Source organism: Akkermansia muciniphila (assembly GCF_030848305.1).
GTDB classification, from domain to species: Bacteria; Verrucomicrobiota; Verrucomicrobiia; order Verrucomicrobiales; family Akkermansiaceae; genus Akkermansia; species Akkermansia muciniphila_A.
In genome coordinates, this window is sequence record NZ_CP114598.1 from 1,293,078 (window position 1) to 1,319,597 (window position 26,520).

The 26,520-nt window shown below is 51.1% G+C and carries 22 protein-coding genes; 6 read left to right on the forward strand and 16 right to left on the reverse strand.

The window, feature by feature from the left end; genetic code table 11:
- Positions 1–96: 96 nt before the first annotated feature.
- From O4G22_RS05665 to O4G22_RS05675, 3 genes are all read left to right on the forward strand, one after another.
- A complete protein-coding gene (locus O4G22_RS05665) occupies positions 97–1,380 on the forward strand; it encodes an aminopeptidase P N-terminal domain-containing protein (protein ID WP_300772017.1) in 1,284 nt (427 codons plus the stop codon).
- Between the two features lie 65 nt (positions 1,381–1,445).
- The gene (gene hisG, locus O4G22_RS05670; RefSeq protein ID WP_012420148.1) at positions 1,446–2,321 is read left to right on the forward strand and encodes an ATP phosphoribosyltransferase; all 876 of its coding nucleotides are present in this window, start codon (positions 1,446–1,448) and stop codon (positions 2,319–2,321) included.
- A 41-nt stretch (positions 2,322–2,362) separates the two neighbouring features.
- Entirely contained in the window at positions 2,363–2,467 is a 105-nt protein-coding gene (locus O4G22_RS05675; RefSeq protein ID WP_012420149.1) for a hypothetical protein, read from the forward strand.
- Between the two features lie 395 nt (positions 2,468–2,862).
- Here O4G22_RS05675 and O4G22_RS05680 read toward each other — a convergent pair whose 3' ends face one another.
- A complete protein-coding gene (locus O4G22_RS05680; protein WP_306702373.1) occupies positions 2,863–4,104 on the reverse strand; it encodes a sensor histidine kinase in 1,242 nt (413 codons plus the stop codon).
- Between the two features lie 12 nt (positions 4,105–4,116).
- Positions 4,117–4,821, reverse strand: a complete 705-nt coding sequence (locus O4G22_RS05685; RefSeq protein WP_094137371.1) for a response regulator transcription factor — start codon at positions 4,819–4,821, stop codon at positions 4,117–4,119.
- A gap of 215 nt (positions 4,822–5,036) precedes the next feature.
- Here O4G22_RS05685 and ilvD point away from each other — a divergent pair, with 215 nt between their 5' ends.
- Complete coding sequence (ilvD, locus tag O4G22_RS05690) at positions 5,037–6,713, forward strand: dihydroxy-acid dehydratase (RefSeq protein WP_306702374.1); 1,677 nt, start codon at positions 5,037–5,039, stop codon at positions 6,711–6,713.
- Between the two features lie 71 nt (positions 6,714–6,784).
- Here the strand turns inward: ilvD and O4G22_RS05695 are convergent, their stop codons facing one another.
- The 13 genes from O4G22_RS05695 to O4G22_RS05755 form a co-directional block, all read right to left on the reverse strand.
- Positions 6,785–7,054: a hypothetical protein gene (locus O4G22_RS05695; protein ID WP_306702375.1), complete on the reverse strand. Its 270-nt coding sequence runs from the start codon at positions 7,052–7,054 to the stop codon at positions 6,785–6,787.
- A gap of 108 nt (positions 7,055–7,162) precedes the next feature.
- Positions 7,163–7,651 carry a hypothetical protein gene (locus O4G22_RS05700; RefSeq protein WP_306702376.1) on the reverse strand — a complete coding sequence of 163 codons (489 nt, stop codon included), beginning with the start codon at positions 7,649–7,651 and terminating at the stop codon, positions 7,163–7,165.
- Positions 7,652–8,043: 392 nt separating this feature from the next.
- Positions 8,044–8,424 (reverse strand): hypothetical protein, encoded by a 381-nt coding sequence (locus O4G22_RS05705; protein WP_306702377.1) that lies wholly within the window; start codon positions 8,422–8,424, stop codon positions 8,044–8,046.
- Positions 8,425–8,684: 260 nt separating this feature from the next.
- Entirely contained in the window at positions 8,685–9,101 is a 417-nt protein-coding gene (locus tag O4G22_RS05710; RefSeq protein WP_306702378.1) for a hypothetical protein, read from the reverse strand.
- A 685-nt stretch (positions 9,102–9,786) separates the two neighbouring features.
- Positions 9,787–10,155, reverse strand: coding sequence for a hypothetical protein (locus O4G22_RS05715; RefSeq protein ID WP_306702379.1), 369 nt, complete (start codon positions 10,153–10,155; stop codon positions 9,787–9,789).
- Positions 10,156–10,281: 126 nt separating this feature from the next.
- The gene (locus tag O4G22_RS05720) at positions 10,282–10,716 is read right to left on the reverse strand and encodes an RHS repeat domain-containing protein (RefSeq protein WP_430538343.1); all 435 of its coding nucleotides are present in this window, start codon (positions 10,714–10,716) and stop codon (positions 10,282–10,284) included.
- Entirely contained in the window at positions 10,607–11,413 is an 807-nt protein-coding gene (locus tag O4G22_RS05725) for a hypothetical protein (protein WP_306702381.1), read from the reverse strand. Before O4G22_RS05725 ends, O4G22_RS05720 begins: the two co-directional genes overlap by 110 nt.
- A 146-nt stretch (positions 11,414–11,559) precedes the next feature.
- A complete protein-coding gene (locus O4G22_RS05730) occupies positions 11,560–12,213 on the reverse strand; it encodes a hypothetical protein (RefSeq protein WP_306702382.1) in 654 nt (217 codons plus the stop codon).
- A 147-nt stretch (positions 12,214–12,360) separates the two neighbouring features.
- A complete protein-coding gene (locus tag O4G22_RS05735) occupies positions 12,361–12,795 on the reverse strand; it encodes a hypothetical protein (RefSeq protein WP_306702383.1) in 435 nt (144 codons plus the stop codon).
- A 132-nt stretch (positions 12,796–12,927) separates the two neighbouring features.
- Positions 12,928–13,956 (reverse strand): hypothetical protein, encoded by a 1,029-nt coding sequence (locus O4G22_RS05740; protein WP_306702384.1) that lies wholly within the window; start codon positions 13,954–13,956, stop codon positions 12,928–12,930.
- Positions 13,957–13,977: 21 nt separating this feature from the next.
- A complete protein-coding gene (locus O4G22_RS05745; protein ID WP_306702385.1) occupies positions 13,978–19,917 on the reverse strand; it encodes an RHS repeat domain-containing protein in 5,940 nt (1,979 codons plus the stop codon).
- 44 nt (positions 19,918–19,961) lie between these two features.
- A complete protein-coding gene (locus O4G22_RS05750) occupies positions 19,962–20,369 on the reverse strand; it encodes a hypothetical protein (protein ID WP_306702386.1) in 408 nt (135 codons plus the stop codon).
- Positions 20,370–21,008: 639 nt separating this feature from the next.
- Complete coding sequence (locus O4G22_RS05755; RefSeq protein WP_306702387.1) at positions 21,009–21,956, reverse strand: uracil-DNA glycosylase; 948 nt, start codon at positions 21,954–21,956, stop codon at positions 21,009–21,011.
- A 156-nt stretch (positions 21,957–22,112) separates the two neighbouring features.
- Between O4G22_RS05755 and thiH the strand changes: the two genes are divergently transcribed.
- Both thiH and O4G22_RS05765 read left to right on the forward strand, forming a co-directional pair.
- Positions 22,113–23,249: a 2-iminoacetate synthase ThiH gene (thiH, locus tag O4G22_RS05760; RefSeq protein WP_094136346.1), complete on the forward strand. Its 1,137-nt coding sequence runs from the start codon at positions 22,113–22,115 to the stop codon at positions 23,247–23,249.
- 103 nt (positions 23,250–23,352) lie between these two features.
- Positions 23,353–25,239, forward strand: a complete 1,887-nt coding sequence (locus O4G22_RS05765) for an LTA synthase family protein (protein WP_306702388.1) — start codon at positions 23,353–23,355, stop codon at positions 25,237–25,239.
- A 60-nt stretch (positions 25,240–25,299) separates the two neighbouring features.
- On the opposite strand, the gene O4G22_RS05770 is transcribed toward O4G22_RS05765, so the two are convergent.
- Positions 25,300–26,457, reverse strand: coding sequence for a hypothetical protein (locus tag O4G22_RS05770; RefSeq protein WP_306702389.1), 1,158 nt, complete (start codon positions 26,455–26,457; stop codon positions 25,300–25,302).
- Positions 26,458–26,520 lie beyond the last annotated feature (63 nt).

Consider the following 26,520-nt stretch of genomic DNA (forward strand, 5'->3'; position numbering starts at 1 on the left):
CGGTCGGAAGAATTCCTGCCTGCAAGGGAACGCGCAAGGTTGTCCCGTGTCCGGATGCATGATTGACAAGCCGGAAAAGCGGGGCATGCTGTTGGTATGAGATACGAGCCGCTTCCTTCTTCCTTTTTTGCCGGCAACCGTGAAGAACTCGCTTCCCGCCTGCCTGCCGGCAGTATGCTGATTCTGCATGCCAACGACGTATTTCCTACGAATGCGGACGGTACTTTTGCCCTGCATCAGAATGCCAACCTCTTTTATCTCACGGGAATTGACCAGGAAGAAACCGTCCTGGTCATGACTATCCGGGAGGACGGCTGGGATGAGATTCTGCTGTTGCGTGAGACAAATGAACAGATTGCCATCTGGGAAGGAGCCCGGCTCACGCAGGACCAGGCGAGAGAGCGGAGCGGCATTCAGGACGTGCGCTGGACCGATGAATATGATGCGCTGCTGGAAGCCCTGGTGCCGTCCGCATCCATGGTCTTTGTGGAAGCCAACCAGCATCCCCGCTGCACCTGCCCGGTGGAAACGCGCAATGCCCGCATGACCAAGGAACTGAAGGAAAAATTCCCGGATGTTGTTTTGAAGAATGTTTATGAGATCTTGGCGGACATGCGGCAAATCAAAAAGCCGGAAGAAATCAAGGCTCTCAAAAAAGCCTGCGACATCACCAATGAAGGCTTCCGGGAGCTGCTCCGGTTCATCAGGCCGGGGGTAGGCGAATGGCAGATTGAGGGATTTCTGGCCAACGAATTTATCAGCCGTGGCCCGCGCAAATTTTCCTTCCTGCCTATCATTGCTTCCGGAAAGGATACCTGCGTGCTTCATTATATCCAAAACGACAAGCGGTGCGAAGACGGCGATCTGGTGCTCATGGACATAGGCACGGAATACGGGAATTACAACTCCGACATGACTCGCACCGTTCCCGTGAACGGAAAGTTCACCCCCCGCCAGCGCGCTGTATATGAAAGCGTGCTGAATATGATGACTTACGCCAAAAAGATTCTGAGACCCGGCATTCTGAAATCGGAGTACGAACGCCTGGTGCGCGTTTTTGCCGCCGGAGAACTCGTCAAGCTGGGGCTCATCACGCCCGCGCAGGTGGCGGAAAAACCGTCCGATCCTCCCATTGTCCGGAAATATTACATGCACGGGTGTTCCCACTTCCTGGGGCTGGATGTGCACGATGTGGGCGAAGCCAACCCCGTTGTGTTGCCGGGCATGGTTTTCACCGTTGAGCCGGGCATCTATATTGCGGAGGAAGGCATAGGCATCCGTTTGGAAAACGATGTTCTGATCGGGGAAACGGAAAACATCGATCTGCTTGGGGACGTTCCTTTGCTGCCTGATGACATTGAACGGCTCATGGCCCGGTAAAATGGGCCGGATTCGGTTCTAAACTTGACAATGAGGCCCGTGTGGGTTTTCATTCCCGTCCCATCATGTCGAAGAAACTCAAAATAGCTCTTCCCAAAGGCAGTTTGCAGGATTCCACCGTGGAATTGTTCCGCAAGGCCGGCTACAACGTGTATGTGTCCAGCCGCGGGTACCGCCCGACCTGCGACGACGACGATCTGGAGCTCTTCCTGATCCGTGCCCAGGAAATAGGCCGTTATGTCAATGACGGTTTCATCGACTGCGGCATTACCGGACGCGACTGGATTTATGAAAACAGGGCGGACGTGGAAGTGCTGACGGATCTTCAATACTCCAAGGCCACCTCCAAGCCTACCCGCTGGGTGCTGGTAGTCCCGGAAAATTCCCCCATAACCTGCGCGGAAGACCTTCAGGGCAAGCGCATCGCCACGGAAGGCGTGGGCATTACGGAACGCTGGCTTCAGGAAAAGGGCATTGAAGCCCATGTGGAATTCTCCTGGGGCGCTACGGAAGTGAAAGTGCCGGAACTGGTGGACGCCATTGTGGACATCACGGAAACGGGAAGTTCCATCAAGGCCAACAAGCTCCGCATCGTGGACACCCTGATGACCTCCTATCCCCAGTTTATCGCGAACCGGGAAACCATGCAGGATGAGTGGAAGAAGCAGAAGCTGGAACGCCTGGTCATGATGCTCAAGGGCGCTCTGGAAGCGCGCCGGAAGGTGGGTCTGAAAATGAACCTTCCTGCTGCCTCCCTGAACGGCCTGGTAGAGGCTCTGCCGTCTCTGCGCCGTCCCACTATTTCCCATTTGGCGGAAGAAGGCTGGCTGGCCGTGGAAACGGTCATTGACGAATCCGTCGTGAGGGATATCATTCCCCAGCTCAAGGCCCTGGGGGCGGAAGGCATCATCGAATACCCGCTTAACAAGCTGGTTTACTAAATTTTTTCTCACCACAGTAAAACAACAAACGAACCACAATCATGGGATCGCTCAAAAAACGCCGTAAAGCAAAAATCAACAAGCATAAGCGCAGCAAGCGCATGCGTCAGAACCGTCACAAGAAGCGTTTGCGTTACAAGTCCTAAGGTTTGTGCGCTTCGCTGCTCAAACTGGCAGTCTGTCCGATTTCCGGAAAATCCCGGCGTCCTCCTTATCACGGAAGGACGCCGTTTTTTATATGGACACAGCTTTTGTATCATTTTTTAGCTCTTGCTTACCTGAGATAGACCTGTGCACAGATTGATGCATCACGGGAATTGAACAAGGTTATAGATGGGGACGGTAGCTTAAAACAACGGATGTCTTTCATTGCTGTTTCCTTTCAAGGAAGACCGGGATAATGCTGATGAAGGAGAATGGAGCCCGCGCATCATCCATAACACAGGGGTTGAAAAAACAGGAGGATATCCCGCAGGCAATTTTTCCGGCTTGGCAAGGATGTATTTTCCCCGGTTTTAGCGGCAGACCATGTCAGGCTGTTTCATAGCGGCGTCTTATACCGCCTTTTTTCCCGGAATCGTTTCAGGGGAATGCTGATGGTAAAGACGGTTTTCCGGTGTGGGATGCTGGAGACGGTGATGGCTCCGTCGTGGGCTTCCACGGCGCGTTTTACAATGGAGAGGCCCAGGCCCGTTCCCTTGATTTCCGAGGAGTGGTGGGCTTCCACCCGGTAGAAGCGGTTGAAGAGGAAGGGGATGCTTTCCGAGGGAATACCCACGCCCGTGTCCGTGACGGTAATGACGCAGGCATCCTGTATTTTGGCGGCGGCCACACTAATGGAAAGTCCCGGCTCCGTGTTTTGCTTGAGAGCATTTTCTACCAAATTGAACAGAATTTGCGCCCAGTAAAAGGGGTCTCCATAAAGTTCCCAGTCCGCGGGAATGTCCATGTGCAGGACGGCCTGATTTTTCTCCCGGATGGAATCCAGGCGGGAGAAGACATCATCCGCGCAGGTGGTGAGGCGGAACCACTGCTCTTTCAGAATCGCCTTGTGGCCTGATTCGAGTTTGGAGATCATGAGCATGTCTTCAATAATGTTCATTAGCCTCTGGCTGTTCTGGTGCATGACTCCGATGAATTTGCGGGCCAGACCGGGACTTTCTTCCACAAGATTGTCCTCCATCAGGTTTTCCAGATATCCTACGATGATGGTGAGGGGCGTGCGCAGCTCGTGGGAGGCGTTTGCCACGAAGTCCCGGCGCATCTGGTTGGTGAGGTAGTTCTGCGTGATGTTGCGCAGCAGGATGCGCTTTTCTCTGATTGGGGCGTCCGTGATGGCGCTGTCCAGATGCCATGCCGTGATGCCGTTTTGCACTCCGCCGGGGGAATTGGCGGCGCTCAGCGTGAATTCCTTGGTGACGGGACCGTCCGTGTCGAATGCTTCCTGAACATGCCCCAGCAGTTCCTGGTTGCAGACCAGCGCTCCCGCTTTGCGCCCTTCCAGCTTTTCTTCCTGAAAGAGTTCTTTGGCCAGCGTGTTAGCCAGCGTGATATGTCCGGATGGACCGATGAGCAGGAAGGCTTCTCCCAGAGCTTCCAGGAAGCGCCGTTTGTCCGCGATGGCCTGTTCCTGCGCTTCTTCCCCGCGCTTCAGCAGGCGTTGGGCGTCCCGCAAGGCTTTTTTCCGGGCTTTCATAGCGGACCGGCATACCTGAATCAGATGCCAATTTAAGTACAGGGAGGCCAGAATAAGGATGGTCAGGATGTAGTCGATGGCCGACATGGAACCGGAGCGTTAAGCCTTTTCTTCCGGGACGCGGCGTCCCGGCAGGGTAAAGCGGTAGCCGATGCTGCGGACGGTTTCAATGCAGTCTGCATAGGGAGCCAGTTTCTGACGCAGCCGCTTCATGTGCGTGTCCAGCGTACGGCTCTGGGCCTGGTGGCTGTACCCCCATACGCAACTGAGCAGGTCATTGCGGTTCAAGGTTTGGCCTTCCCGTTCAACCATATGGATCATGAGCTTGAATTCCGTGGCCGTCAGGTCTGCTTCCTCCTTGTCGATATAGAATTTGAGGGCGTTTTTGTCAAAAGTGAAGGGGCCGTATTCCGCAATGACGCTGCCGGGGGTACGCTCGCACCGTTTCAGCACGCTGGCCACGCGCAGAACAAGTTCCTTGGGGCTGAACGGTTTGGTCACATAGTCGTCCGCTCCCAGTTCCAGTCCCTGGATGCGGTCTTCCGCCTGGGCCTTGGCAGTCAGAAAGATGACGGGAATATTCTGGGTGCGGCTGTCCCGGCGTAATTCCCTCAGTACGCCATGCCCGTCCATGCCCGGCATCATCTGGTCCAGCAGGATCAGGTCCGGCTTGTCCCGGCGCGCCGCTTTCAGCGCGGTCAGACCGTCATAGGCCGCCAGGGGCGTATGGCCCGCACGTTCCAGGTTATAGGCCACAAGGTCTGAAATGGCGTGATCGTCTTCAGCGATAAGAATGGTTGCCATGTCTGTTTTTACGATGAAAGAAAGGGCGGTGTCCCGATATTAGATGTGACGATTTGTTCACATTTCCCCGTCCGGGAGGCGTTTCCGGTCAGTGAAGGCCTTCTCTTATGCAAACATACTGTAACGGAGGCGTTTTCGTTTTGCAAGGCTGGCCCAGATTCAACTTCTCTTCCCTGCGTCATGTGATACACTTGCGTTGCAACAGTTGTATTGTTATGCGAAGCGATAGAGTTAAAGCAGGGTTCGAGCGTGCGCCGCACCGCAGTTTGATGCGTGCCACCGGAATGACGGATGAGGATTTAAGCCGTCCTTTCATTGCCATTTGCAATTCCTTTAATGAAGTGATTCCGGGCCATGTTCACCTGAACAGGGTGGCAGCCCTTATCAAGGAGGAGGTGCGCAAGGCCGGAGGAACTCCCGTGGAATTCAACCTCCCCGGCGTTTGTGACGGCATTGCCATGGGCCACGGCGGCATGAAGTTTTCTCTGGCCAGCCGTGAGTTGATCGCGGACAGCGTAGAAACGATGCTGAGCGCCCATGCGTTTGACGCCATGATCTGCATCCCTAATTGCGACAAGATTGTCCCTGGCATGATTATGGGCGCCCTTCGCTGCAATATTCCCACTATTTTCTGCAGCGGCGGTCCGATGGCCGCCGGCATGGCGGAGGACGGCACCGTGCTGGACCTGAACAGCGTGTTTGAGGCTGTCGCCCGCTTTAAAGCAGGCAAGATTAATGAGGAGGAACTTCATTCCCTGGAATGCCGCGCCTGCCCCGGCGCCGGTTCCTGCTCCGGCATGTTTACGGCCAATTCCATGAATTGTTTGAGCGAGGTGATTGGCCTGGCTCTTCCCGGCAACGGTTCCCTGCTGGCTACTTCGGAGGAACGAAAGGAGTTCTGGAAGCAGACCGCACGCCGCGCCGTGGAGATGGCGAAGGCGGACGGCCCCCTGCCGCGAGACATTGTAACCCGTGACGCTATTGACAATGCTTTCGCTATTGATATGGCCATGGGCGGCAGTTCCAATACCGTGCTCCATACGCTGGCCATTGCCCGGGAAGCCGGCGTGGAATATGACCTTCAGCGCATCAACGATATTTCCAGACGAACCCCCAACATCTGCAAGGTGGCTCCTTCCTCCCGCTTCCACATGCAGGATGTTTTGCGCGCGGGCGGAGTGAGCGCCATCATTCATGAAATTGCCAGGATCCCCGGCGCTCTTCATCTGAACGCCATGACCGTCAGCGGGAAGACGCTGGGTGAAACGGTGGAGGGGTGCGGCATTGCGGATGAAACCGTGATTCATCCGCTGGAAAATGCATATTCCCGTGATGGCGGCCTGGCGATTCTGTTCGGCAATTTGGCCGAGGAGGGCGCTGTGGTGAAAAAGGCGGGTGTGCATCCGGATATGATGAGTTTCCGCGGGCCCGCCGTGATTTTCGAGTCTCAGGAAGAGGCTTGCGAAGGCATCCTTGCCGGGAAGGTGAAGTCCGGCGATGTGGTTGTCATACGCAATGAAGGACCCAAGGGCGGCCCCGGCATGCAGGAAATGCTGGCTCCCACTTCCTATATTATGGGGCAGGGCCTTGGCGCGGAAGTGGCGCTTATTACGGACGGCCGTTTTTCCGGAGCCACGCACGGGGCCTGTATTGGCCATATTTCTCCGGAAGCGGCGGAAGGCGGTCTGATCGGCCTGCTGAGAAACGGGGATATGATTGAGTATTCCATTCCGGACCGCACGCTGAACGCCTGTTTGAGCGAGGAGGAGATCGCACGCCGTCGTGCGGATTGGAAACCTACCTATAACAGGGTTTCCTCCTCCTGGCTGAGCCGTTACCGCCAGCTTGCCACGAATGCCAGCAAGGGAGCAGTCCTCCAGCGTGGGGAATAATAGCTCGTATTATTCGACTCATCTCAACCAAATTTCAGCCGCCTTCCTCCTTAATGGGGATCGCGGCTGATTCATCTGCCGTCGTGCGGATTGAGATGCCGGTAGTTGTAGTAGATGAGGCCGAGCTCGTCGTCCATGTATTCGCTCGAGAAGCGGAATTTGTTCTCTTGCGCCATGTTGCCTTCCGACGTGATCAGCCCTCCATACGGACGGTATTCGTACAGGGCGCGGCGACCGCGCGCTTCCCCGAAGAGGGAAGTGACGTTCTTCATCGCGTCGTGCATGCAGTAGAGATGTTCCTTCACTTGTGTCCCGTTCGCCTCCCAGCGCGTCCTGGCCATGACGCGCGTGGCCTAAGGTTCCGAGGGGTCCCAGAGGTAGCTGCGCACAAGTACCGGCGTTTCTCCGGTCAAGTCGCACTCCGCCACCTGCAGGTAGTTTCGGTAGAATTATAGACAACGTCCATCATTTCTTCTAAAAGGAGAATTGCCAAGCATATCCAGTATTTTCTTCCCGTAGCTGAATCGGTTGAGATGTCTTTTCATAATAATCTTTTTGATCATTTCGCAATAGGGAGCCTCTTCTTCTTGCATATTCATATAAAACCATAAAAAATCCCACCCATTTTTATCATCCGGGAAATGTTCTATATAATTTTCCGCTGCCAAGTCAAAAATATCCGCCCTGCTTAAAATAGCCTCTCCGTATGCATTGTTTTGAAGAAGAGATAAAATATCTTTATCTTTACTCGATAAGCGGATATATGGAATAATAACTCTATTTAAATAACTATCGTCATCCTGATGTACCATGGACAGTATTTCCGGATACCGTCCGTTGCGGACCTGTTTGAATTCTTTCTTCAACATTTTCTCCCAATTCGCAGAATGAATGATATAACTCGCCAATTGCTGCTTCTGTTGCAGCGATAAGTTCATTATTCATTCCTCTGCCTGAATATATACCGGATCTTTGGGAAGCTTTTCCATATCGTAAACAGGTACTGGCTGCGGAGACTGTATCACCGGAGCCTCTCCTCGGTGACAAGATGAGAAAAATACGACCGGAAACAAGGGAAAGTATAATATTTTGCTAAAAATCATATTCTTTAGATATGGAAACATGGACATCAAGTTCCTGCTTGAGCATTTCAATATTGTTGCTACTTCGTCAAGGATTTTCTCAAAACTATTGGCAGATTCATAGCATTTTTACAATGGTTAATATCTTTGATAGGAAACATAGCTTTATAAAAATCAGCAAAAATTACTATTAAAACAAAGAAGTCATCATTTATGTATTAATTATATAAAATCAAAAATATTATATTTTATTTAATTTGTTCCATATCCTGTTTATACCGCAAGTTGTCTTGCCATTCACATATTAGTTTCCACAGTTTTTCTTTATCTGCACAGGAAAAATCAGTATCATAATCATAAAGGATTATTACGGTCAGGGTACATTCTTTTCCACAGTATGTGGCATAGACATGATGATCGGGAAACTGATCAGCGAGTGTTTGATTAAATTTAGACAATTCCTCAATCTCTACATTTCCTATTATTAAAGGAGGATCATAGCTAAAGACATATGTATTGTCGATCTCTCCTAGAAGAGGAGATCTCTTATAATATTTATCAAAAAACAGAAAAGAAGCAAATACTGAAACAACAACAATAATACAGTATATAATATATTTTTTCATCATATCATTTTAATAAAATCGATAATTACTCAAAAAAACAAAACTTTTTCTCTTCTGAAATTAGTCTCAATTATGATAATAACATAAAAATTCAAATCGCCATTCTAAATTTTTATAAGTTATCTCATTTCTAGAGTACTCTGAAATAGCTGCTCTCCTCCGCAACATAAGCTTTCTATCTCTTTTTGGCATCAGAACAGCTTTCAGCATTTCTCATCATCTTCTGATAATTAAAAAATAGTTTTCTAAATTATATAAAATCATCATATAATTTCTTTATTTTCTATTAATCTGATAGTGGGAAATTTTTTCAATACAAAGTCAACAAGTTGAATAACACAAGATTCTACTGATGGAGAGTAGCGTAAAAAAAGTACATATGAATCTTGATAGGGATAATAAGAAGTTCCCCATATCAAATTAACAATTACCAATTCAGCTATACATATGCCATTTTTATAAAACGGATGAACACAGTTATGTTCCAGAGGAATGGATTCCGCTGTCATAGCCATCTCCCATGATTTATAGTCAAATGAAGAATCTGTCAGTTCGCAGAAATACGAAGGAAGCTCTCTAAATGCACGGCTTTCTTCCGGATATTTTGCCAGACTAAAAGCTCCTTGCACAAAATCGATACTGCGTGAATTTTCAATATGATTAAGTTCATAAGCTTTCATATCGCAAAGCTTTCCGTTGGAACAAAAACTTGGTGTGACAATAAATCCTCCTTCAAGAGGATAAAGACCATCTGTCCCTTCCCAATAAATAGGAATATTTTGATAAGAGGAATTATGTAGATAATTCTGAATGCGAATTCCATTCCTATCAGCCTGCTGACTTGTATAAAAACGAATTTCCTCTATCTCTTTTTTTCTTTAAGAAAAAGTGAATTACCGCCCCATTATTCATGAAATAAAGGGTATCCATACTGGACTGAAAACCAATATATAAATGAGAATAGTGCTCATGCGAAGGAACACAGTTATTATCTTCACAGGAAAAACCCCGCCATAGAAAAGAAATCCATTTTTTACCACATTTATTCCATTTCTGCGAATTCCACTTGTTTGGATATTCACGGGCATTCGGCGGCAACTCCGGAATATATGAACATATTGAATTGGAAAGCATATAATGCAAACCATTTTTGCATTCAAAAAAAAATATAATTCGCTTTATTATCAATATCAAAATAGTATTTATTTATTTCTTGATTCATTTTTTAATAATATACATTTTATCGCAAATAATATAAACTATTTTCTATATAGAATTTTATATTTTTCATCCAATTCTGTAAATATCAAAAATAATACGCCTTCAAGTAAACTTGCAGGCGTATTATTAAATATTAGACATATATTATTCCACTTTAATATCAGATATATTCAGCTTTTTATCCCTACTTATCTTAACTGATTTTTCCCGTATGTCATCGTTTTTGTTAGGTGTTCCCAAAAAAGTATCAATAAAGTAATAATACTGTTGGTCGGCATAGACCCTATAAGTATGCTTTAGACTCATCTTTCCTAATTTACATAGTATAAAAAAAGCGGTTTTCACAGAAACACCTACATCAGGAAGTATAAAATCTTTATCGGTAGAATTTTTACTATCGTATAAAAGATTTATTATTTTATTTTGATCCACATTAGCTGCTTCTATTGGAGAAAAAATACACATACCTCCTAAGATAATTATATAAAAATATAAAATTTTATTCTTTAACATACATTTATGATTCTTTAATGCAACACATATCCATCATCTCTTCTTGAGAACTATGGCAGTGATAGGACCAAGACCCGGAATATGAAGATGCAAATTTACGTATACAACTCTCTATACCCTCTTCTGTCACATTACAACATTTTTTTCTTTTTCTTTACCATATCTCATGAAGGTTGAAAAAAATATACCATTTAAATAACCAGGTACTCCTGTAAGAGTGGAAAGTAAATCCACCCCTTTGGCTGGCCACCATCCATAGCTCTCATTACCCAATTCAACCCACCAGTGCCCATATGCATCCTCTTCTTCTCCTTCCAGTTTTTTAAATACATTCTCTCTAACAAGCTGTTTCCATTTTATTGTTTTTCGTTTTACAGTGATGGTAATAATAGGAGTATCTTTCGGTATTGTTTTTTCCCCTAAATAATCAAAATTGATCATTCCATTATTATTAACGAACGCGAACAAATTCCAGCCGCCCTGTTCCATGATGGGATCTCGGCTGACCCACCTGCCGTCGTGCGGATTGAGATGACGGTAGTTGTAGTAGACAAGCCCCAGTTCTTCCTCGCTGTATTCGCTGCTCCACTGGATGGGCTGGGCGCCGTCTTTGCGGATAGGCAGCGGGCGCGTAGTGCTGCGTCGGATCCCGGAACAGGAACCATCGGAAGGCTCCGCTGACGGCATCTATGACGGCTATTTGCAGGTAGCCACGGTACATGTAGCGCAGGTAGCTGCTCACCGTCCCGTTGACGCTCACTTTGCGGGTGTGCCGCCTACCCATGGAGTCGCAGGCGCATTCCACCACGGTATTGGCGCTTTCATTAACGAAGCGCACCGGGCGGTTTTCCGCGTTGTAGGCGACCTGCCAGATTCCGGTGGATGTCCTGATCAATGTCTGATTTCCGTCCGCGTCGTAAACCAGCTCAAAAGCGGCTTCTTCTCCGCGCTCGATGGCGGTGTATTGGTTGAGCAGGTCGGTTGTGTAGGCGGTCGCTTCTTCCGCGTCTTCCCGCGCGGTTTTCCGGTTGCCGATGTTGTCATAACTGTAGCCGTATGTCTTGCCGCTGACGGTGGCGGTGGTCAGTTCGCTCCGGCTGTTGCAGACAAAGCTGTCGTTGACTGTATTCCCCTGGCGGGGCGTGCGCCGCGTGACGGGCCTTCCCAGGCTGTCGTAAGCGTATTCCCTCGTTACGGCTGCATTTCCGGCGGTGTCCGTCATGCTGACAACTCGACCGACTAGGTCGGTTCGAGTCATGATAGTGTTGTCGTGGCCTATTCTAAATAATTTCAAAAAAACTCCTTCCAATATCATATTGGAAGGAGTTTTTAATAAAAATAAGTGAATTATATTTAAAATTTATTATAATGAAAATCATCAAACAAAAAAGAATTAAACATTATTCATATTCGTTTAGCTTCTACTGATCTCGAATAAATTAATCTCACTTCTTTCGCATGAGAATCGAATAATATTACTATTTCTCTAATCTTATTACTGTAATCATATCCTTTCACAATCATCTTGATATTAAAACTATCTATATCATAGACTGAAATAATCTTACGAAAACTGCGATTTTGAGTTGGTGGAATATCCCCAAAATCAGACCAAAGGGCTATTGATAAATTAGTATTGTCACGGCTTATATTCATATACTCTAAACCATCTGTTGTCTGCCATGTCCCGTAAATCCATTTCGGAATTTTGGAAGCGTTAAAATCAACGATATACTTATGAGATTGGTTAATTTTTACTGGAAATGTCTTTTTATAAATGTCACAATCCGAAAAATCTATTATAAGAGTTTCATTTTTTAAATGTTGAAAAATTGAGAATTTAATATTTGTCCAACTGCTACGCATCCAAAATGACAAGTATTCATCACTTAATTTAATTGGAATTAACACACATTTTTCATTTCTTAATATATCAAATATATCAATACTAATTGATTTTCTGTTTCTTTTTATTTCAAGACGATAATCTAGAAAAATAGAAAAATTCCACTTGCCAAGATACTTTTTCCACAATTCAGGACGAATATTAATCTTCATATTAACTAATTATGTTTATTTTTTTCAAAATTTATGAAATCATTTGTTTTTTGACAGGTAAGGCAGGATGGATGTTTGCTCATCTTCATATAGCAAATGCTCCTTCCTGCATAAGCCGGAAGGAGCATTGTGTAAATAACAAGAATATTAATGAGGAACAGGATAGGGAACTTTTAGTTCATAATAATTAACAAGTTTCCCTTCTTCATTAAAGTTAAATTCAAGAAATTTTAGCCATTCGTCACCAGGATACTCCGGATCGCTCTTGTTACAACGATAACCCAAACTATCTATGACAGGAGGATTATCACTTCCTACTATACCAACTCCTAAAATGTCTATTACTTCTTGTTGAGTTGTTGTCCCAATAACAAAAGACTTGGCTATTGTTTTCTTTTCTTTCCAAGAATATTTTTTAAGAGGATATTTTTTACATAACTCTTCCGGCGGGCATCTATATAAACCATTCCTGTTTGTTTTAACGGAATGATTATTTAAATCAAATTGATACAAATCAACATCTTCCGAGCAGGAGCAGAGCAATGTGCTACATAGAAAAACAACATTTTTTGATATCATCATATTTTACGGAATTATTCACTTAGTCTTGTTTCGTTGATTTCCTCGATTTTTCATCAGATCAATTTTATGAATATCAATAGTCAGGATGTTCTGAAAATCTTACAGCAAGACTATTCTTCATAATTCTGAAATTTAATATTTTGAATATAAATAATATATGCGTATCACTTTTTCTCCATTTTCCCAGATAGCAACTTTACTTTTATCATTTGAAAAACAAAATGTCATCTTACGAATCCCAGACAGTGTTATAATATTTTTTATTTTCTTATTCTCTGTATCTATGAAAGCAATAGCTGTTTTAAAATTCCAAGGAGCAGTAAACCTGCCTGCATAAGTAAATATAACTGCAAGAAGTGTTCCATCATCAGAGAGGGAAGAAATGGATGTTTTCCAAAGCCTATGTTCTAATCGAAGAAGTTTGGGAGTAATATCTATTACTTTCTGTTTACCCTGATAGAAAGAAAAAATCGCTTCTGGAACAGAGGAGGAAATACAAGCTCGAGTCATATCAGACGATAACATACTATCAGCCGGAGTCCCATATTCTGACTCATTAAACGAAAAATTTGTTTGCTCAAGAAATGTCATCGGCTTGAAATTTATAGATCCTAAGAGCAACGGTTGAGCCTCGGATGAAGACTTATATCCACCTAACATCTCCAAGCAAATTGCCTTTTTGTGGAGTAAAAAATTATATTTTTCTATTAATTTTTCATTTTTAATGATATAAGATTTAAGTATTTGAAAATTTCTAGGAAACAGGGATGAAGAATAAAGTAAAGGAATATACTTCCGAGCAGTACCATTAAAAATAATATTACTCGAAACATCGGAAACAGCTTGTTCACGTCTTCCCCTATAAACATTTCCCCAAGGATGTTTTTTAATTAATGTCAAACGTTGACAGGATTTTACATCCTTAGTATTTAATTCATAAATTTCTACATACTCGTCATCCCACACGGCAAAATGTTTTCCATCGTCTGAAAATGACATGGTTGGATGAGAACCGCGATCATAAATACAATTATTAGAAAAACAAGAGATATCCAATTTTGAAATTATATGAGTCTCTGGAAAGACATGTGACTCTCCTAAAGCTAGTAAAGGCATAACAAATATATGGCTAACTATTATTTGAAATAAAGAAATATTCATAATATTTTAAATAAAACAAAATTATCTATTAATCTCTTCACTATAAAAATGACATTTACATTTTGCAAACCAGGCGCTTAAAAATGGAATCGAGTGTATTTTTGTATAAGATTTTGCTTGTTGTTTTCGAATATTTGAATCAGTGGCTCTATCACCTGGTTCAACTCTCGAAAATGGATTCATAACTCTCCAAAAACCTCCATGTCCTCCTTTAAATCCCATAGAGCCAAAAGATACGGGAATCATTATTGGCATTTCAGGAGATCCTTGAATTTTTCCTACAACTGCTTTTTTGGCATTGTCCTCTTCTACTCCATGGGCATAGTAATCTTGCCACATGTGATTTAAATGTCCAAGCGTTTTCAATGCTTCTTTACAATCTTCCAACGATATCATTTGTTTAGATATTGTATCATAGAATTTTTTAGATTCTATAGCAAGGGTAGAAATATAATTTCTTTTAGCTGTTTCAAAGGTCTCATTACTGTCCAATCCTGTGCAATAATGATAAGCTTGGTTTTTACCCATCTCTCCAGAATCCGTATCTACATTTGCTTCAACAATAATCTCTAATAACTCTTTCTTAATGGGAAGAGAAATACTTTTACCATTAATATCAATTTGGAATTTATAGGAGGAAAGAGAACGTCTTGTTAGCCTTCTATGGCGTCTTGCGAGCCATAATCCTAATTTATCGTACTGATAATAAGCTCTATTTCCTACAAAGGCGAACAAATTCCAACCGCCCTGTTCCGCGATGGGATCTCGGCTGATCCACCTGCCGTCGCGCGGATTGAGATGCCGGTAGTTGTAGTAGATGAGGCCGAGCTCGTCGTCCATGTATTCGCACGAGAAGCGGAATTTGTTCTCTTGCGCCATGTTGCCTTCCGACGTGACCAGCCCTCCATACGGACGGTATTCATACAGGGCGCGGCGTCCGCGCGCTTCCCCGAAGAGGGAAGTGACGTTCTTCATCGCGTCGTGCATGCAGTAGAGATGCTCTTTCACTTGCGTCCCGTTCGCCTCCCAGCGCGTCATGGCCAGGACGCGCGTGGCCTGAGGTTCCGAGGGGTCCCAGAGGTAGCTGCGCACAAGCTTCGGCGTTTCCCCGGTCAAGTCGCACTCCGCCACCTGCAGGTAGTCCCGGTAGAGGTAGCGCGCGTGGAAGCCCGTTGTCCCTCCGACCGTCACTTTTTTCTCAAACCTCCTGCCCATGGAGTCGTAGGCGCATTCCACGGTTGTCCCGCCGTCCTCGCTTTCAAATTTCACAGGCCGGTTTTCGGCGTTGTAGGTGATTGTCCAGATGCCGGTGGAAGTTTTCACCAGCGTCTGGTTGCCGTCGGCGTCGTATTGGGGAACGAATGCCGCCGCGCCATTTCCGGCGATGCCCGCGTATCGGTTGAGTTCATCGGTTTCATAGTCCGTCGTGTTGCCGAATTCGAAGGCTTCCTTCCGGTTGCCGATGTTGTCGTACTGGTAGCCGAAGCGCCCTCCGGGCCTGAGCTGGTCTCCGATCAGTTCGCCGCGGCTGTTGTAGGTGAACAAACGCGTCGTTTTGGGCTCCGCCGTGTTCCACGTGTCCCTGCGCCGGGTCGGACGGCCCAGCGCGTCGTAGTCGTATTCATGTCTCGCCGGCGGGTTGGTGCTTCCGGGCCTCTGGTAGTCGATGACGGAGAGGAGGTCGCGGCTGCTTTCATAGGTGTTGACCCGGGTCATGCCGTTGGGGTAGGCGAGTTGTTCCACAAGCCCTCCCTGTTCGCAGTAGGTCCAGGAGAAGGGGTTTTCCATGCCTTCCGCCGCGAGGGCGGAGAGGCGGCCTTTGCCGTCATAGGACAGGCGCTCCTGCTGGACGCGGCGGCCGTCTGCGCTTAATTCATACCCTGCCTGACGGCCGAGCCCGTCATAGAGTTCGGAGACCTGCCAGGAGAGGCCGTTTGCCTCAAGGCAGTCTGTTTCCGGTTCTCCGTAGGGATTGCAGGCGAAGGTCCGCGTTCCGGCGGCATCCGTGATTTGCGTCAATTGGCCGAGGTGGTCGTAGGCGAAGCTCTGGCCGGGCGTGGCGTCCGAGTAGCTGATTCCCGCCAGCAGCCCGCGGGCCTGTTCGTAAGTGCGGGTCTTCACGATGCCGCGGGCGTTTGTTTCCGTGGCGAGCCTGTTGAAGGCGTCCCAGGTTTTGTCCACGTGCGTTCCGTCGGCATAGGTTTTGCGCGTTTCCAGCCCCGTGGCGTCGTCATAGCTCCAGGCGGTGGTGTCGCCGTCCGCGCGGCCGGTGGGGTCTTCCGCGATGTCTCCTTCCTGCGCCGCGCGGAAGGTGGTCAGGCTCACCAGGCGGTCCGCCTCGTCGTAGCCCATCAGCAGGGGCTGCGTCCCCGTTCCCCATTCGGCCGTTTTCCGGCCTCTGGCGTCGTATCCGGCGCACGTCGTATTTCCCAGCGCGTCCGTCACTACGGCGGCCAGGTCAAAGCGGGCGTCGTACTGCGTGACGGTTTCATTTCCGGCGGCTTCCGTCACGCTGACGGCGCGTCCGGCCAGGTCGGTCCGGACCGTCGTTGTGTTGCCGCGGCCGTCCGTGCGGGTCAGGGTCACGCCCGTGGCCGTATAGGCGCGGGCGGCCGTTTCCGTGATGCCCGCGTGGTTCTGCTGCGAGAGCATCAGGCCGTCCGCCGCCACCGTTTGAGCCGTGACGCTGGAAGAGGGGATAACGCTCTTTTGGATTCTTTTCGTATTTTCAGCATACTCCGTCCATTCCGCCGAAGTCAAGCCGCGTTCGTCGATATTTATGGTTTTTGTTTCCAGAACTTCGGAGAGTTCAGACAGGAGCTGCTTCCGTACGGAGACGAGCGGATGTCCATCTGCATGGTAGCGGGTTTGCGCCGTGACCAGATAGACGCCGTCTTCCGCGTTTTCCACGCTGAAGGCATATTCCCGGATGGGGCTGTTGTCCGGTGCGGGCTGCTCCGCCAGGGCGAGCGTTTCCCTGGTCATGTTGCCGAAGGCGTCGTATTCGTAGAGCATGGGCGCCATGGCGACGGCCCCCTCCTGCGTTCCCGTATCTCTCCATGTGCGGATGAGGCGCCCCTGTGCATTATATTCGGAATGGTCATACAGGAACCCGGCAGTCGTGGGCGTCACTTGCAGGACGCTTTGTCCGAAGCCGTTGACCAGGGTCCGGGAGAGGATGGTGGTCTGGCCGGCCAGGGTAACGGTTTCCCTCAGGCAGTTATGGTCGATGTCATAGACATGGCGGCGTTCGCGCTGTCCCGTGCCGTATTCATGGAGTACGGAGCCGTCGGGGTGACGTTCGGTGACGAGGGTGGCGCCGGCGGGCGTCGTGACGGTTTCCGTCAGGCCGTCTTCGCTGTAGGCTGTCGCCGTCACGCGGCCCAACACATCGGTTTGCCTGACGATACGGCCGAGCCTGTCGTATTCCACGCTTTCCGTCGTGGTCATGGCTCCCCTGTCCCGGCGCGTCTGCAGGGCGCGCCCGGCGGCGTCCCGGGTGTAGGTGGTGATGGTTTCCGGGGTAATGACCGTGTTTCCGTCGCTGATTTCCGAACGGATGGTTTCCACCAGCTGGTGGGCGCTGTTGTAGCCGTACGACGTCAGGATTCCGTCTTCGTCCGTTTCCGAGAGCTTGCCGCAGCACATCCAGGACGTGGCGCTGACGCGGCCGTTGCCCCGGGTGGTTTTCGTGCGGCGGCCTTCTTCGTCGTATTCATGGGCGCCGCTTGAGAGCAGCAGCCAGTTGTCGCCATCCCAGACGCTTTCCTGTTCAACAAGCACCGTGTCGTTGGCGGCAAGGAATGATTCCGTCTTGCGGCTCTGTCCGGCCGCCAGTTCGCCGCCGACCTTGGTAACGGCCGTCTTTTTGTGCGCGGCGCCGTGTTCCGCGGCCGCCTCATAGTTATAGAAGGTTTCCACGCCGGCAATGTCCCGGGTGAATTTGGTTTGCCCGGCGGCATAGGGATAGGCGGCGGCTTCTCCATACGTTTCTTCCACGCTTGTCTGTTCCTGGCCGGAACCGGCGGCAGTCACGGTTTTGGTCACACGTTCCATGAGGGGGGAGCGCTCATAGGCGTAAGCGGCGGCCGTCAGTTCGATTTCCGTGCCGTCGGACAGCACCCGGGATTCGGCGATACGCGCCGGACGGTTGTCGTAGAAGCGCAGGCCGGCGTATTCGGTCCGGGTTACCTGTTCTCCTCCGCCGGCCCAGGGCGTCGCCTCAAGCGTGACCCGTCCTTCGCCGTCGTATTCATAGCGCGTGTAGCCGCCGTCCGGACGGTTGATGCGGGAGACGCGGTACTGGCTGTTGTATTCGTAGGAGGTCGTCCGCGCCAGCGGCGTGTTGAAGGCTTCCGTTTCGCTTACCAGCAGCCAGCCGCCGTCCGTGTATTGCCTGACGCTGCGGTTGCAGGCGACCGGCTCGGCGTCGTTGATGCCTCTGACGGTTTCGATGCGTTCCGAGAGGCCTCCGTAGAGGCGGTTGGTTTCAATGGTGCGGATGATGGTGTCGTCCCCCTGGCCTTTGGCGATGCTGACTTTGCCGGGTTCTTCCGTACGGGTGATGGTGTGGGCCGGCAGTCCGCGCTGCTGGCGCGTGATGACGGTGGTCCGCACGCCGTTTTCTTCCGAGGACAGGTAGGAGGAGGTTTTATAGGGTTCTCCCGTTACTTCGTATGTTCCGTCGGCCAGAGCCGTGACGGCGGCGGGAGCGTACCATTCCAGGACGAGTTCTCCGTCCGCTCCGGTCCGGGTGCGCATCAGCCCCTCCGCGGCGCTGTAGCTGCTTACCAGGTTGCCCGCAGGATCATACGTATTGTTTACATTGCGGAAGTAGTCTTCCGCCAGGAGCACTTTGCCGGAGGCGGAGGTCATGGCGACCACGGCGCCGGTTTCCGCGGAGAAGCGGATGTTTTGCCCGTCCGCGTCCACCAGGGAAAGGTAGGCGGGGGCGCCGGAAGCGGCAGGCGCCAGGGTTTCGTCCAGCAGCTGCACCCTGAAGTCGCGCTTGCGGGAGATGCCCGCGGGGAGGGCCGCATCGGAACCGGCCTGCACGTTGAAGTAAAGCGCGGCGCCCGCCGGCGGCATGATGGTGATGAGGCCGGACGTTTCGTCCAGATGGGCGCGCCAGGCCCATGGGCTTACGTATTTCAGGCCGCCGCAGGCTTCCGCCGTTTCACGGGCGTTTTCCGCGGCGCGGAGGCTGAAGGCCGCGGGAGACGGAGCCCCTCCCCCGGCCAGGAATTCGGCCTGGGACATGCAGATTTCCACGCCGGGGTCACCCGGCAGTTTTTCCGCCGCAATGGTGTATTCGTTGCCTTCCGTGTCCGTGCACGTACCGCAACGGCAGCAGATTTCCTTTTCTTCCGGCGGCACGTCCGAAGAGGAGCTGCTGGAGGAGCTGGATGAACCGCCGGAGCTTCCATGGGCAGTCACCGTCACGGAATAGCGGCATACGGATTGGTTGTATTCGTTGTGCGGTATGTCGATGTTCTGGTGCGTGATGGAGAGGGCGTACGTTCCTTCGGATAGTTCAAAGGAGCCTGATTTGGTCCATTCCTGGTGGCCTCCCAGTTCTCCGGGTTCATCGGCGTCAGGGGTCAGGTCCAGTTCGAAGGTGCCGCCCGGGCCGGAGATGGTCAGCTTGCCCCAGTCGTCCACCGTCAGGCTGGCCACGGCCGTGGCCCCGCCTTCCGGGACGTTGAAGGTGTCGTTGACGGGGGACATGAAGACATCGGCTCCGGCAGACGTCTGAACGAAGTTGTCGGATTTTTCATAGATGACAGTATCCGCGCCGTAGGGCTGGATGGGGGTGGATATGGCATTGAGGGATGTCGCGGCGCCAGGCGCGCCAGGCTGGCCGTCCGCCCCGGGAAGCCCGGCGGCGGGGTTGGGGTTCATCTTGTTGGCGGACCCCCTGTTCAACGTGGGGGCGTCGTTTTGTTGTTCGTTGGTATACATGGTGTGTGATGGTTGTTGCTTGATTGCGACGCGAAAGGCGCCGGTTAGGTCGATTTAGACCCTTTACTATGATTGCTTGCCGCGTTTCCGGAAATTCGCCGCCCATTTCTTAAAAAAGTGAATTTTTCTTCCCGGAGCCGTTTCCTGAGGCGGCGCGCCCTGCTTTCCTCCAGATGAATGCTTCTGGCTGCCCGTGACAAATTTCCTTCAGCGTCAATCAATGCCTCAACCAGCTCCCTTTCCTGCGGCTCCAGGGATTCCATTTCCCGCTCGAAGTCTTCCCGGAACATCAGACCGGAAAGGAAGTCAGAATGCTCGTCAGCGTCAATTTCCCGGCCATCTTCATATTCAAGCGGACGGGCTTCCCGCAGCAGCAGCCTCTTCTTCCGGTTCCTTTCGCGCAAATAGCGTTCCGGTTCAAAAACGGTTACATTGCCCAGGTATGTTTTCATGCCGGCGCCTCCGCTTTTCCGGTAACGGCGGCAAATTTCCCAGCACCGGATTCTGAACCGTTGGAGGACATCCAGATATTCTTCCTCAGATATCTGAAACCCGATGGATTCTGCTTTTGTTCGGAAGCGCTGAGGAAACGCTGAAGGTGAAACGGGATCTTCGCCTCACGACACGGCGCGGTATCAGGTATTTCTCCAGAGTTTTGATGCGGAGGTGTCCGGAATTGAAAAGATTTCCGGATCGGAAACTGACGCCGGAGCATGGCGCTCATTTTCTGGAAGCTGCGTTTGCATCCCACAGGCGGGATTACAAGGGCCGGGCGGTGATGAGGATTTGGTGGAGAGGGGAATTTCGTAAGGTCCCGGACCAGTAAAAGGGAGGAATTCTGCATGTCTCCGTTCATGCTGTGCTTCGGCGGCTCCTGGCGGGATATGGGGCAGGGGGGCGGCCTGTTCTATCCTCCCAATTAGCCGATGCGTTAGAGGCTGCTCCGGGAAAAAGCGGGATGGGGTGGTACAACCGCTTTGGAGAATAGAATGCGGATGCGCGGAGGCATACCAATGTTTCCTGTCACGCCAAACGGTTCAGGGATTTTTGCCTGCCTCAGCTGGAAATGAGGCATAAGGGAGTTTCCGGGGCTATTCCCTGGGCAGGAAGTAGCCGCGCTGTTTTTCTGAGATGGGCATGTCCAGGCGTTCCATAACGGCCAGCATGTCTTCCCATACCTTGCGTTTTTCCCTCGGACTGTCTGATCTGAGCAGGTAGCTGGGATGGTAAGTGACGCGTACGGGAATGCCGTTAAGATCATGGAACCTGCCGCGCATGGAACTGACGGATCCCTGTTCCCCCAGCAGGCCTACGGCTGCGGTTCCGCCCAGGGCTATAATCATTTTCGGCTGGATGACCCGGATTTCATGCATGATGATGGGCAGGCATGCTTCAATTTCTTCCGGCGTGGGGGCGCGGTTATTGGTCCGCTGGTTGGGCAGGGCCGGGCGGAATTTGACGATGTTGGAAATGTAAACCATGTCTCTGGAGAGTCCCATGGCCCTTAATATCTGGTTGAGTTTTTCCCCGGCACGGCCCACGAAGGGCTCCTGCTGCACTTCTTCATAATATCCGGGAGCTTCTCCGATGAGCATGAGTTTCGTATGGGGATTGCCCGTGGCAAAGACCATGGTGTCCCGCAGGGAGTTGAGTTCCCGCGCCGGTTTCCAGTTTTGCGCCAGATGGCGGAGGTATTGCAGCTTGTCTTCCATAGTCCCTTCCGGGAGGGTGATGGAGGAGGCCGGTTCCCCGCTTTGCGGAAGCAGTTCCGGTGGTTCCGGCATTTCGGCAGGTGCGGGAGCAGGAGCGGACGTCTGCAGGGGCGGCGGTTTTGGAGAAGCGGACGCTGATGCGGCGGGACGGCCTCCCTGTCTGGCGGCCACGTACCATGTTCTGAGAACGTTTCTGGCTTCATCCGTCAGGCTTGCTCGCGTTGTTCCCTGCTGGATCAGGGAATCAAGATAATGGCGGAAAAGGCTGTTCGGCGTAGCGCTCATGAAAAGATAAACCAGATTAGTCCATAAGAGGCCGTCTGTCACGACGATTCGCAGGTTCCTCTGCTTTCATGGAACGCGCCGTTCCGGGAAATGACACGGTAAAAGATGGTATCTTTTAAGAGGGAGGGGGCAAATTGGGGCTTTCCGGTCCAGGAATGGAAATGCAACCGGCTCTCTCCAATTTTACTTAGTTCACTTATGTCTTTTTCTGAAGAATTAAACGGTTTGATGGATTGCCCTTCTCCTCTGGTGCGCCGTTTCATGGCGTTGCTGGAACCGGTTGACGACGCCCGCCTGGAGGCGATGGCGCAAGAGAGCCGGCGCCTGACGCGGCTGCATTTCGGCCGGACCATCCGCCTGTTCGCTCCCATTTACCTGTCCAACGAATGCATCAATAATTGCAAGTACTGCGGTTTTTCACGGGACAATCCCATTATCCGCACCACGCTTACGGTGGATGAAGTGGTGCAGGAGGCCCGTTACCTGCACGGCCTGGGGCTGCGCAGCATCCTGCTGGTGGCCGGGGAGCATCCCAAGTTCGTTTCCGACGGGTATATGCAGGAATGCCTGGACGCCCTGCATTCCTTTATTCCATCCCTGGGGCTGGAGATAGGGCCGTTGCCGGACGACCGTTATGCGGAGATCGTCCGCCACGGGGCGGAACAATTGGCCGTGTATCAGGAAACCTATAACCGGGAAGTTTATGAAACCCTGCATACGGCAGGGATGAAGAAAAATTTCAACTGGAGGCTGGATTGTCCGGAACGCGCCTATCAGGGCGGTTTCCGCCGCATTCAGATAGGAGCCCTGTTCGGGCTTTCGCCGTGGCGGCGGGAGGCCATGGCGCTTGCCGCCCATCTGGATTACCTGCAGAAGCATTGCTGGAAATCCGCGCTTTCCGTAGCGTTTCCTCGCATGCGCCCCTACGCCGGGAATTACGAATATGAACCTGATCCGGACTTGATGCTGGATGACCGCCATTTTGTCCAGCTCATGGCCGCCCTGCGCATCTGCTTCCCCAGGATAGGCATGTCCATCAGCACCCGTGAACCCGCGCCGATGAGGAATGCCCTGATGCATTTGGGTATGACTCACATGTCCGCTATTGCGCGCACGGAACCGGGAGGATACACGGGCGTGGGAACGGCTGCCGCCCATTTGACGGTGCGGGGCAACCGGGTGGATCTTCCCGATGACCGGAAAGGGCATTGCAAGGCGACGGAACAGTTTGAGATTTCCGACCAGCGCACACCGGAGCAGGTAGTCGGCGCCATACGGAATGCCGGGCTGGAGCCTGTCTGGAAAGACTGGGATGCCGCGCTGGATGTGGTGTAAGAGAGCCTTATCCCGTCTCTCTTCCGCAGAATGACATCCATATCCCCGTGATGTTGTGATGGAGCATTGACGGCATGCTCCGGCTGTCATATTTCCGGCAGTAATGATTCGTTATTATTGGGGGAGGTTTTGGCCGTTCCTCCTGTTTGCGTTCGGTATTGAGGCGGTGGAAAATCTGTTTACGGTATTTTTCGAATACCGCAACATGGATTTCGGGTTGCTTCCCCTTCTGAAAACGGCATACGTTTTTCTGACGGAGTTTGCCGTCACCATGTGCTACTGGCTTATTCCCTACGCCGTTTATTTGTGGATTCTACCGCGCGGGAAGGCGGGAGGGAAGGCGGACAGGTGGTTCACTTCCGCGTGGTTTTTCCTGTTTGTGCTCGCCAATCTGTTTGAAGATGTGGCGGAAGCCTTTTTCTGGAACGAGTTTGAGGCCAGCTTTAATTTCATTGCGGTGGACTACCTGGTTTACACCAAGGAGGTCATCGGGAATATTTACGAGTCCTATCCCATCATCCCTATTCTGGGCGGCATTCTGGCGGCGTCCGTTCTGGCCGTCTGGGGAATGAAGAGGTTTTTGCTTCCCCGGAACGGGGCGGTGCCCGCCGGATGGAAACGAGGCTGTGTGGTGCTGTTCCTGCTGGCCTGCGTCACGGGAGGATATTGGCTGGTGGATATCAAGGATGCGGACGCCGTGAACAACCGTTATAATTCGGAAATGGCCAAGGATGGCCTTTACAGCCTGTTCAGCGCCTTTCTCAAGAATGAACTGGATTACCGCGCCTATTACCGGACACTGCCGGACGCGGAAGCGGCGGCGTTTTTGGCCCGGGAGTTTACGGCGGATGACACGTCCGTGCCAGAGGCTTCGTCCGGCAGCGTAAAGAGGCAGGTGCGTCCTTCCGGGGGAGCTATCCGCCCGAATGTCGTGGTGGTGGTCATGGAAAGCATGGGGGCGGAATTTTTAAACGAATGCCGGGAAGACGGGGCTGACGTCACTCCGTGCCTGAGCCGTCTGGGAAAGGAAGGCATTTTCTTCCCGAACACTTATGCCACGGGTACCCGTTCCGTACGCGGGCTGGAGGCCATCAGCACCTCCCTACCGCCGCTTCCCGGCATGTCCATCCTTCGCCAGGAAGGAAATGAGCATTTGCAGACCATAGGGTCCATCTTCAGGGACAAGGGATATGATCTCAAATGGATTTACGGCGGCTACGGGTATTTTGACAACATGAATTACTTTTTCGGACACAACGGTTTTCAGGTTCTGGACCGTAGTGCCATGAATGATTCCGAGGTGACCCATTCCACCATCTGGGGCGTTTGCGATGAAGATTTGTTCCGTCGCGCCGTACGGGAGGCGGATGAATCCTGCGGACGCGGCAAGCCGTTTTTGCAGGTGGTGTTCACCACGTCCAACCACCGTCCCTACACGTACCCGGAAGGGCGCATTGACATCCCTCCCCGCACGGGGCGCATGGGGGCTGTGAAATACGCGGATTATGCGGTAGGCGCCTTTGTGGAGGAGGCCAGAACCAGACCCTGGTTTGACAATACGCTGTTCGTGTTCGTAGGAGACCACGGCGCCGGGAGCGCGGGAAAGCAGGCTCTTAATCCGGAAACACACCGCATTTTTTCCATTTTCTACGCTCCGGCTCTGCTGAAACCGAAACGGCGGGAAACTCCCGTGAGCCAGATTGACGTGCTGCCCACCCTGCTGGGGCTGTTGAAATGGCCGTATGATGCGGCTTTTTATGGAAAGGATGCTTTAAAGCCTTCTTACCAGTCCCGGTATTTTGTGAGTAATTACCAGTATATCGGCTATTTGAAAGGGAAAGACATGGTGGTGCTTAAACCCCAGCGTGAAGTGGAATTTTTCCGGGACGGGGAAGCCGTTGCTCCGGACGGGCGGATGAAAGATCTGGAAAGGGAGGCGGTTTATTATTACCAGCACGCTTCCGGCTGGCGGACCAGTTTGAAGGAGTAAGGCCCCCGCCAGGTGCGGAGGCCACGCTTTCGGCATCATCCGGCCGTGCGGAAAATGCGTTCAGGATTTATTTCCGTCCCTGTAATCCTGGAGCGCGTCCCAATGGAACGTGAAATGCTTCTGCATGTGCAGTCCGTTGGCGAGAATAAACATGAGGGAAATGCGGAATTCGTTGTTGTTCAAACCATCCAGCTCCTTTTTGTCAATTTTCATGGAGAATTTTCCGCTCTTTTTCCCAAGGCGTTGGGAGAAGGAAACGGCGTCATAGTCCTGGTTGACCGCATAAGGAGGATCCTGGATGTAAACGTTCAGAGCTTTAACGGTCTGGGGGCTTGTATAATTGCCGGAAACCAGAATCTGGTTTCCTTTGAAGGAGATGGCTACGTCCTTAACCTCCACTTCCGGCCTGCCTTCGTAGAATTGCTGGGCCGGGGTGACGGAGAATACTTCACAGGCGTCCAGCAGGGCGCAGCTGGCCGGAGTCAGGAACGTGGGGCTGGTCCCGAACGTGTAATTGCCCGAACCCATCAGGGCTGTGCCGTATTTTTTACCGTCCGAGGCGGTCTGGTGGTTGTGCGGCAGGTTAAGGCCATGCCCCAATTCGTGGGCCATACCCCCATACCATTTGGTCAGCAGCCTTCCTTCTCTGGTTTTCTGGCCCAGATGTTTGATATCGAAGGCCGGATAATCCAGGGCGAAGCAGTTGCGCCCCATGCCGTAAAAGGGGACGCCGCCGGGATTGTCGGGGCCGTTCTTTTCGTCATTCCAGGTAGGCATGATGATAAGCGTGTGCTGGCTTTTTTTCCTGTCCGGATGGGCTTTGAAAAATTCGTCAAGTTCCTGGGCCGCTTTCCAGCCGCCTCCGTTTTCATAAGGATAATGGGCCGCCGGATGTTTGGCCTTGTATTCAATGATGTTCACGCGCCCTGGAGATTTGATGTCCAGGCCGAAAGAACGCGCGCCATAGCCATGCCGCTGCATTTCCTTGCCGTAAAACTGCTGTAGGTGAAGGAGCAATTCGCTGAGGCGCCGTTCGTAATCCGGAACGGGTTCCGTATCACTGCCCAGAAAATAGACGATATTGAGCTGCCGTGCCGTTTTTTTCAGGGCAATCCGGTCTTTCAGGGCGTCCGGAACAGTGACTTCCGCAAAGGATGTGTCGGAGGCCGCCCCCAGAAAGAACAGAGAAAAAAATGCGGAGAGAAGTCGTTTAAACATACTTGCCAAGGTAGGGGGCTCATTGTGAAAAACAAGGAAATTTGCTGTTCTCGCCATCATTGG

What these genes read in the sequence shown, in the direction of transcription:
- O4G22_RS05665 (WP_300772017.1), top strand. Translation starts at nt 97, where the DNA reads ATGAGATACGAGCCGCTTCCTTCTTCCTTTTTTGCCGGCAACCGTGAA.
- hisG (WP_012420148.1), top strand. Translation starts at nt 1,446, where the DNA reads ATGTCGAAGAAACTCAAAATAGCTCTTCCCAAAGGCAGTTTGCAGGAT.
- O4G22_RS05675 (WP_012420149.1), top strand. Translation starts at nt 2,363, where the DNA reads ATGGGATCGCTCAAAAAACGCCGTAAAGCAAAAATCAACAAGCATAAG.
- O4G22_RS05680 (WP_306702373.1), bottom strand. Translation starts at nt 4,104, where the DNA reads ATGTCGGCCATCGACTACATCCTGACCATCCTTATTCTGGCCTCCCTG.
- O4G22_RS05685 (WP_094137371.1), bottom strand. Translation starts at nt 4,821, where the DNA reads ATGGCAACCATTCTTATCGCTGAAGACGATCACGCCATTTCAGACCTT.
- ilvD (WP_306702374.1), top strand. Translation starts at nt 5,037, where the DNA reads ATGCGAAGCGATAGAGTTAAAGCAGGGTTCGAGCGTGCGCCGCACCGC.
- O4G22_RS05695 (WP_306702375.1), bottom strand. Translation starts at nt 7,054, where the DNA reads ATGGCCAGGACGCGCTGGGAGGCGAACGGGACACAAGTGAAGGAACAT.
- O4G22_RS05700 (WP_306702376.1), bottom strand. Translation starts at nt 7,651, where the DNA reads ATGAACTTATCGCTGCAACAGAAGCAGCAATTGGCGAGTTATATCATT.
- O4G22_RS05705 (WP_306702377.1), bottom strand. Translation starts at nt 8,424, where the DNA reads ATGATGAAAAAATATATTATATACTGTATTATTGTTGTTGTTTCAGTA.
- O4G22_RS05710 (WP_306702378.1), bottom strand. Translation starts at nt 9,101, where the DNA reads ATGAAAGCTTATGAACTTAATCATATTGAAAATTCACGCAGTATCGAT.
- O4G22_RS05715 (WP_306702379.1), bottom strand. Translation starts at nt 10,155, where the DNA reads ATGTTAAAGAATAAAATTTTATATTTTTATATAATTATCTTAGGAGGT.
- O4G22_RS05725 (WP_306702381.1), bottom strand. Translation starts at nt 11,413, where the DNA reads ATGACTCGAACCGACCTAGTCGGTCGAGTTGTCAGCATGACGGACACC.
- O4G22_RS05730 (WP_306702382.1), bottom strand. Translation starts at nt 12,213, where the DNA reads ATGAAGATTAATATTCGTCCTGAATTGTGGAAAAAGTATCTTGGCAAG.
- O4G22_RS05735 (WP_306702383.1), bottom strand. Translation starts at nt 12,795, where the DNA reads ATGATGATATCAAAAAATGTTGTTTTTCTATGTAGCACATTGCTCTGC.
- O4G22_RS05740 (WP_306702384.1), bottom strand. Translation starts at nt 13,956, where the DNA reads ATGAATATTTCTTTATTTCAAATAATAGTTAGCCATATATTTGTTATG.
- O4G22_RS05745 (WP_306702385.1), bottom strand. Translation starts at nt 19,917, where the DNA reads ATGTATACCAACGAACAACAAAACGACGCCCCCACGTTGAACAGGGGG.
- O4G22_RS05750 (WP_306702386.1), bottom strand. Translation starts at nt 20,369, where the DNA reads ATGAAAACATACCTGGGCAATGTAACCGTTTTTGAACCGGAACGCTAT.
- thiH (WP_094136346.1), top strand. Translation starts at nt 22,113, where the DNA reads ATGTCTTTTTCTGAAGAATTAAACGGTTTGATGGATTGCCCTTCTCCT.
- O4G22_RS05765 (WP_306702388.1), top strand. Translation starts at nt 23,353, where the DNA reads ATGATTCGTTATTATTGGGGGAGGTTTTGGCCGTTCCTCCTGTTTGCG.
- O4G22_RS05770 (WP_306702389.1), bottom strand. Translation starts at nt 26,457, where the DNA reads ATGTTTAAACGACTTCTCTCCGCATTTTTTTCTCTGTTCTTTCTGGGG.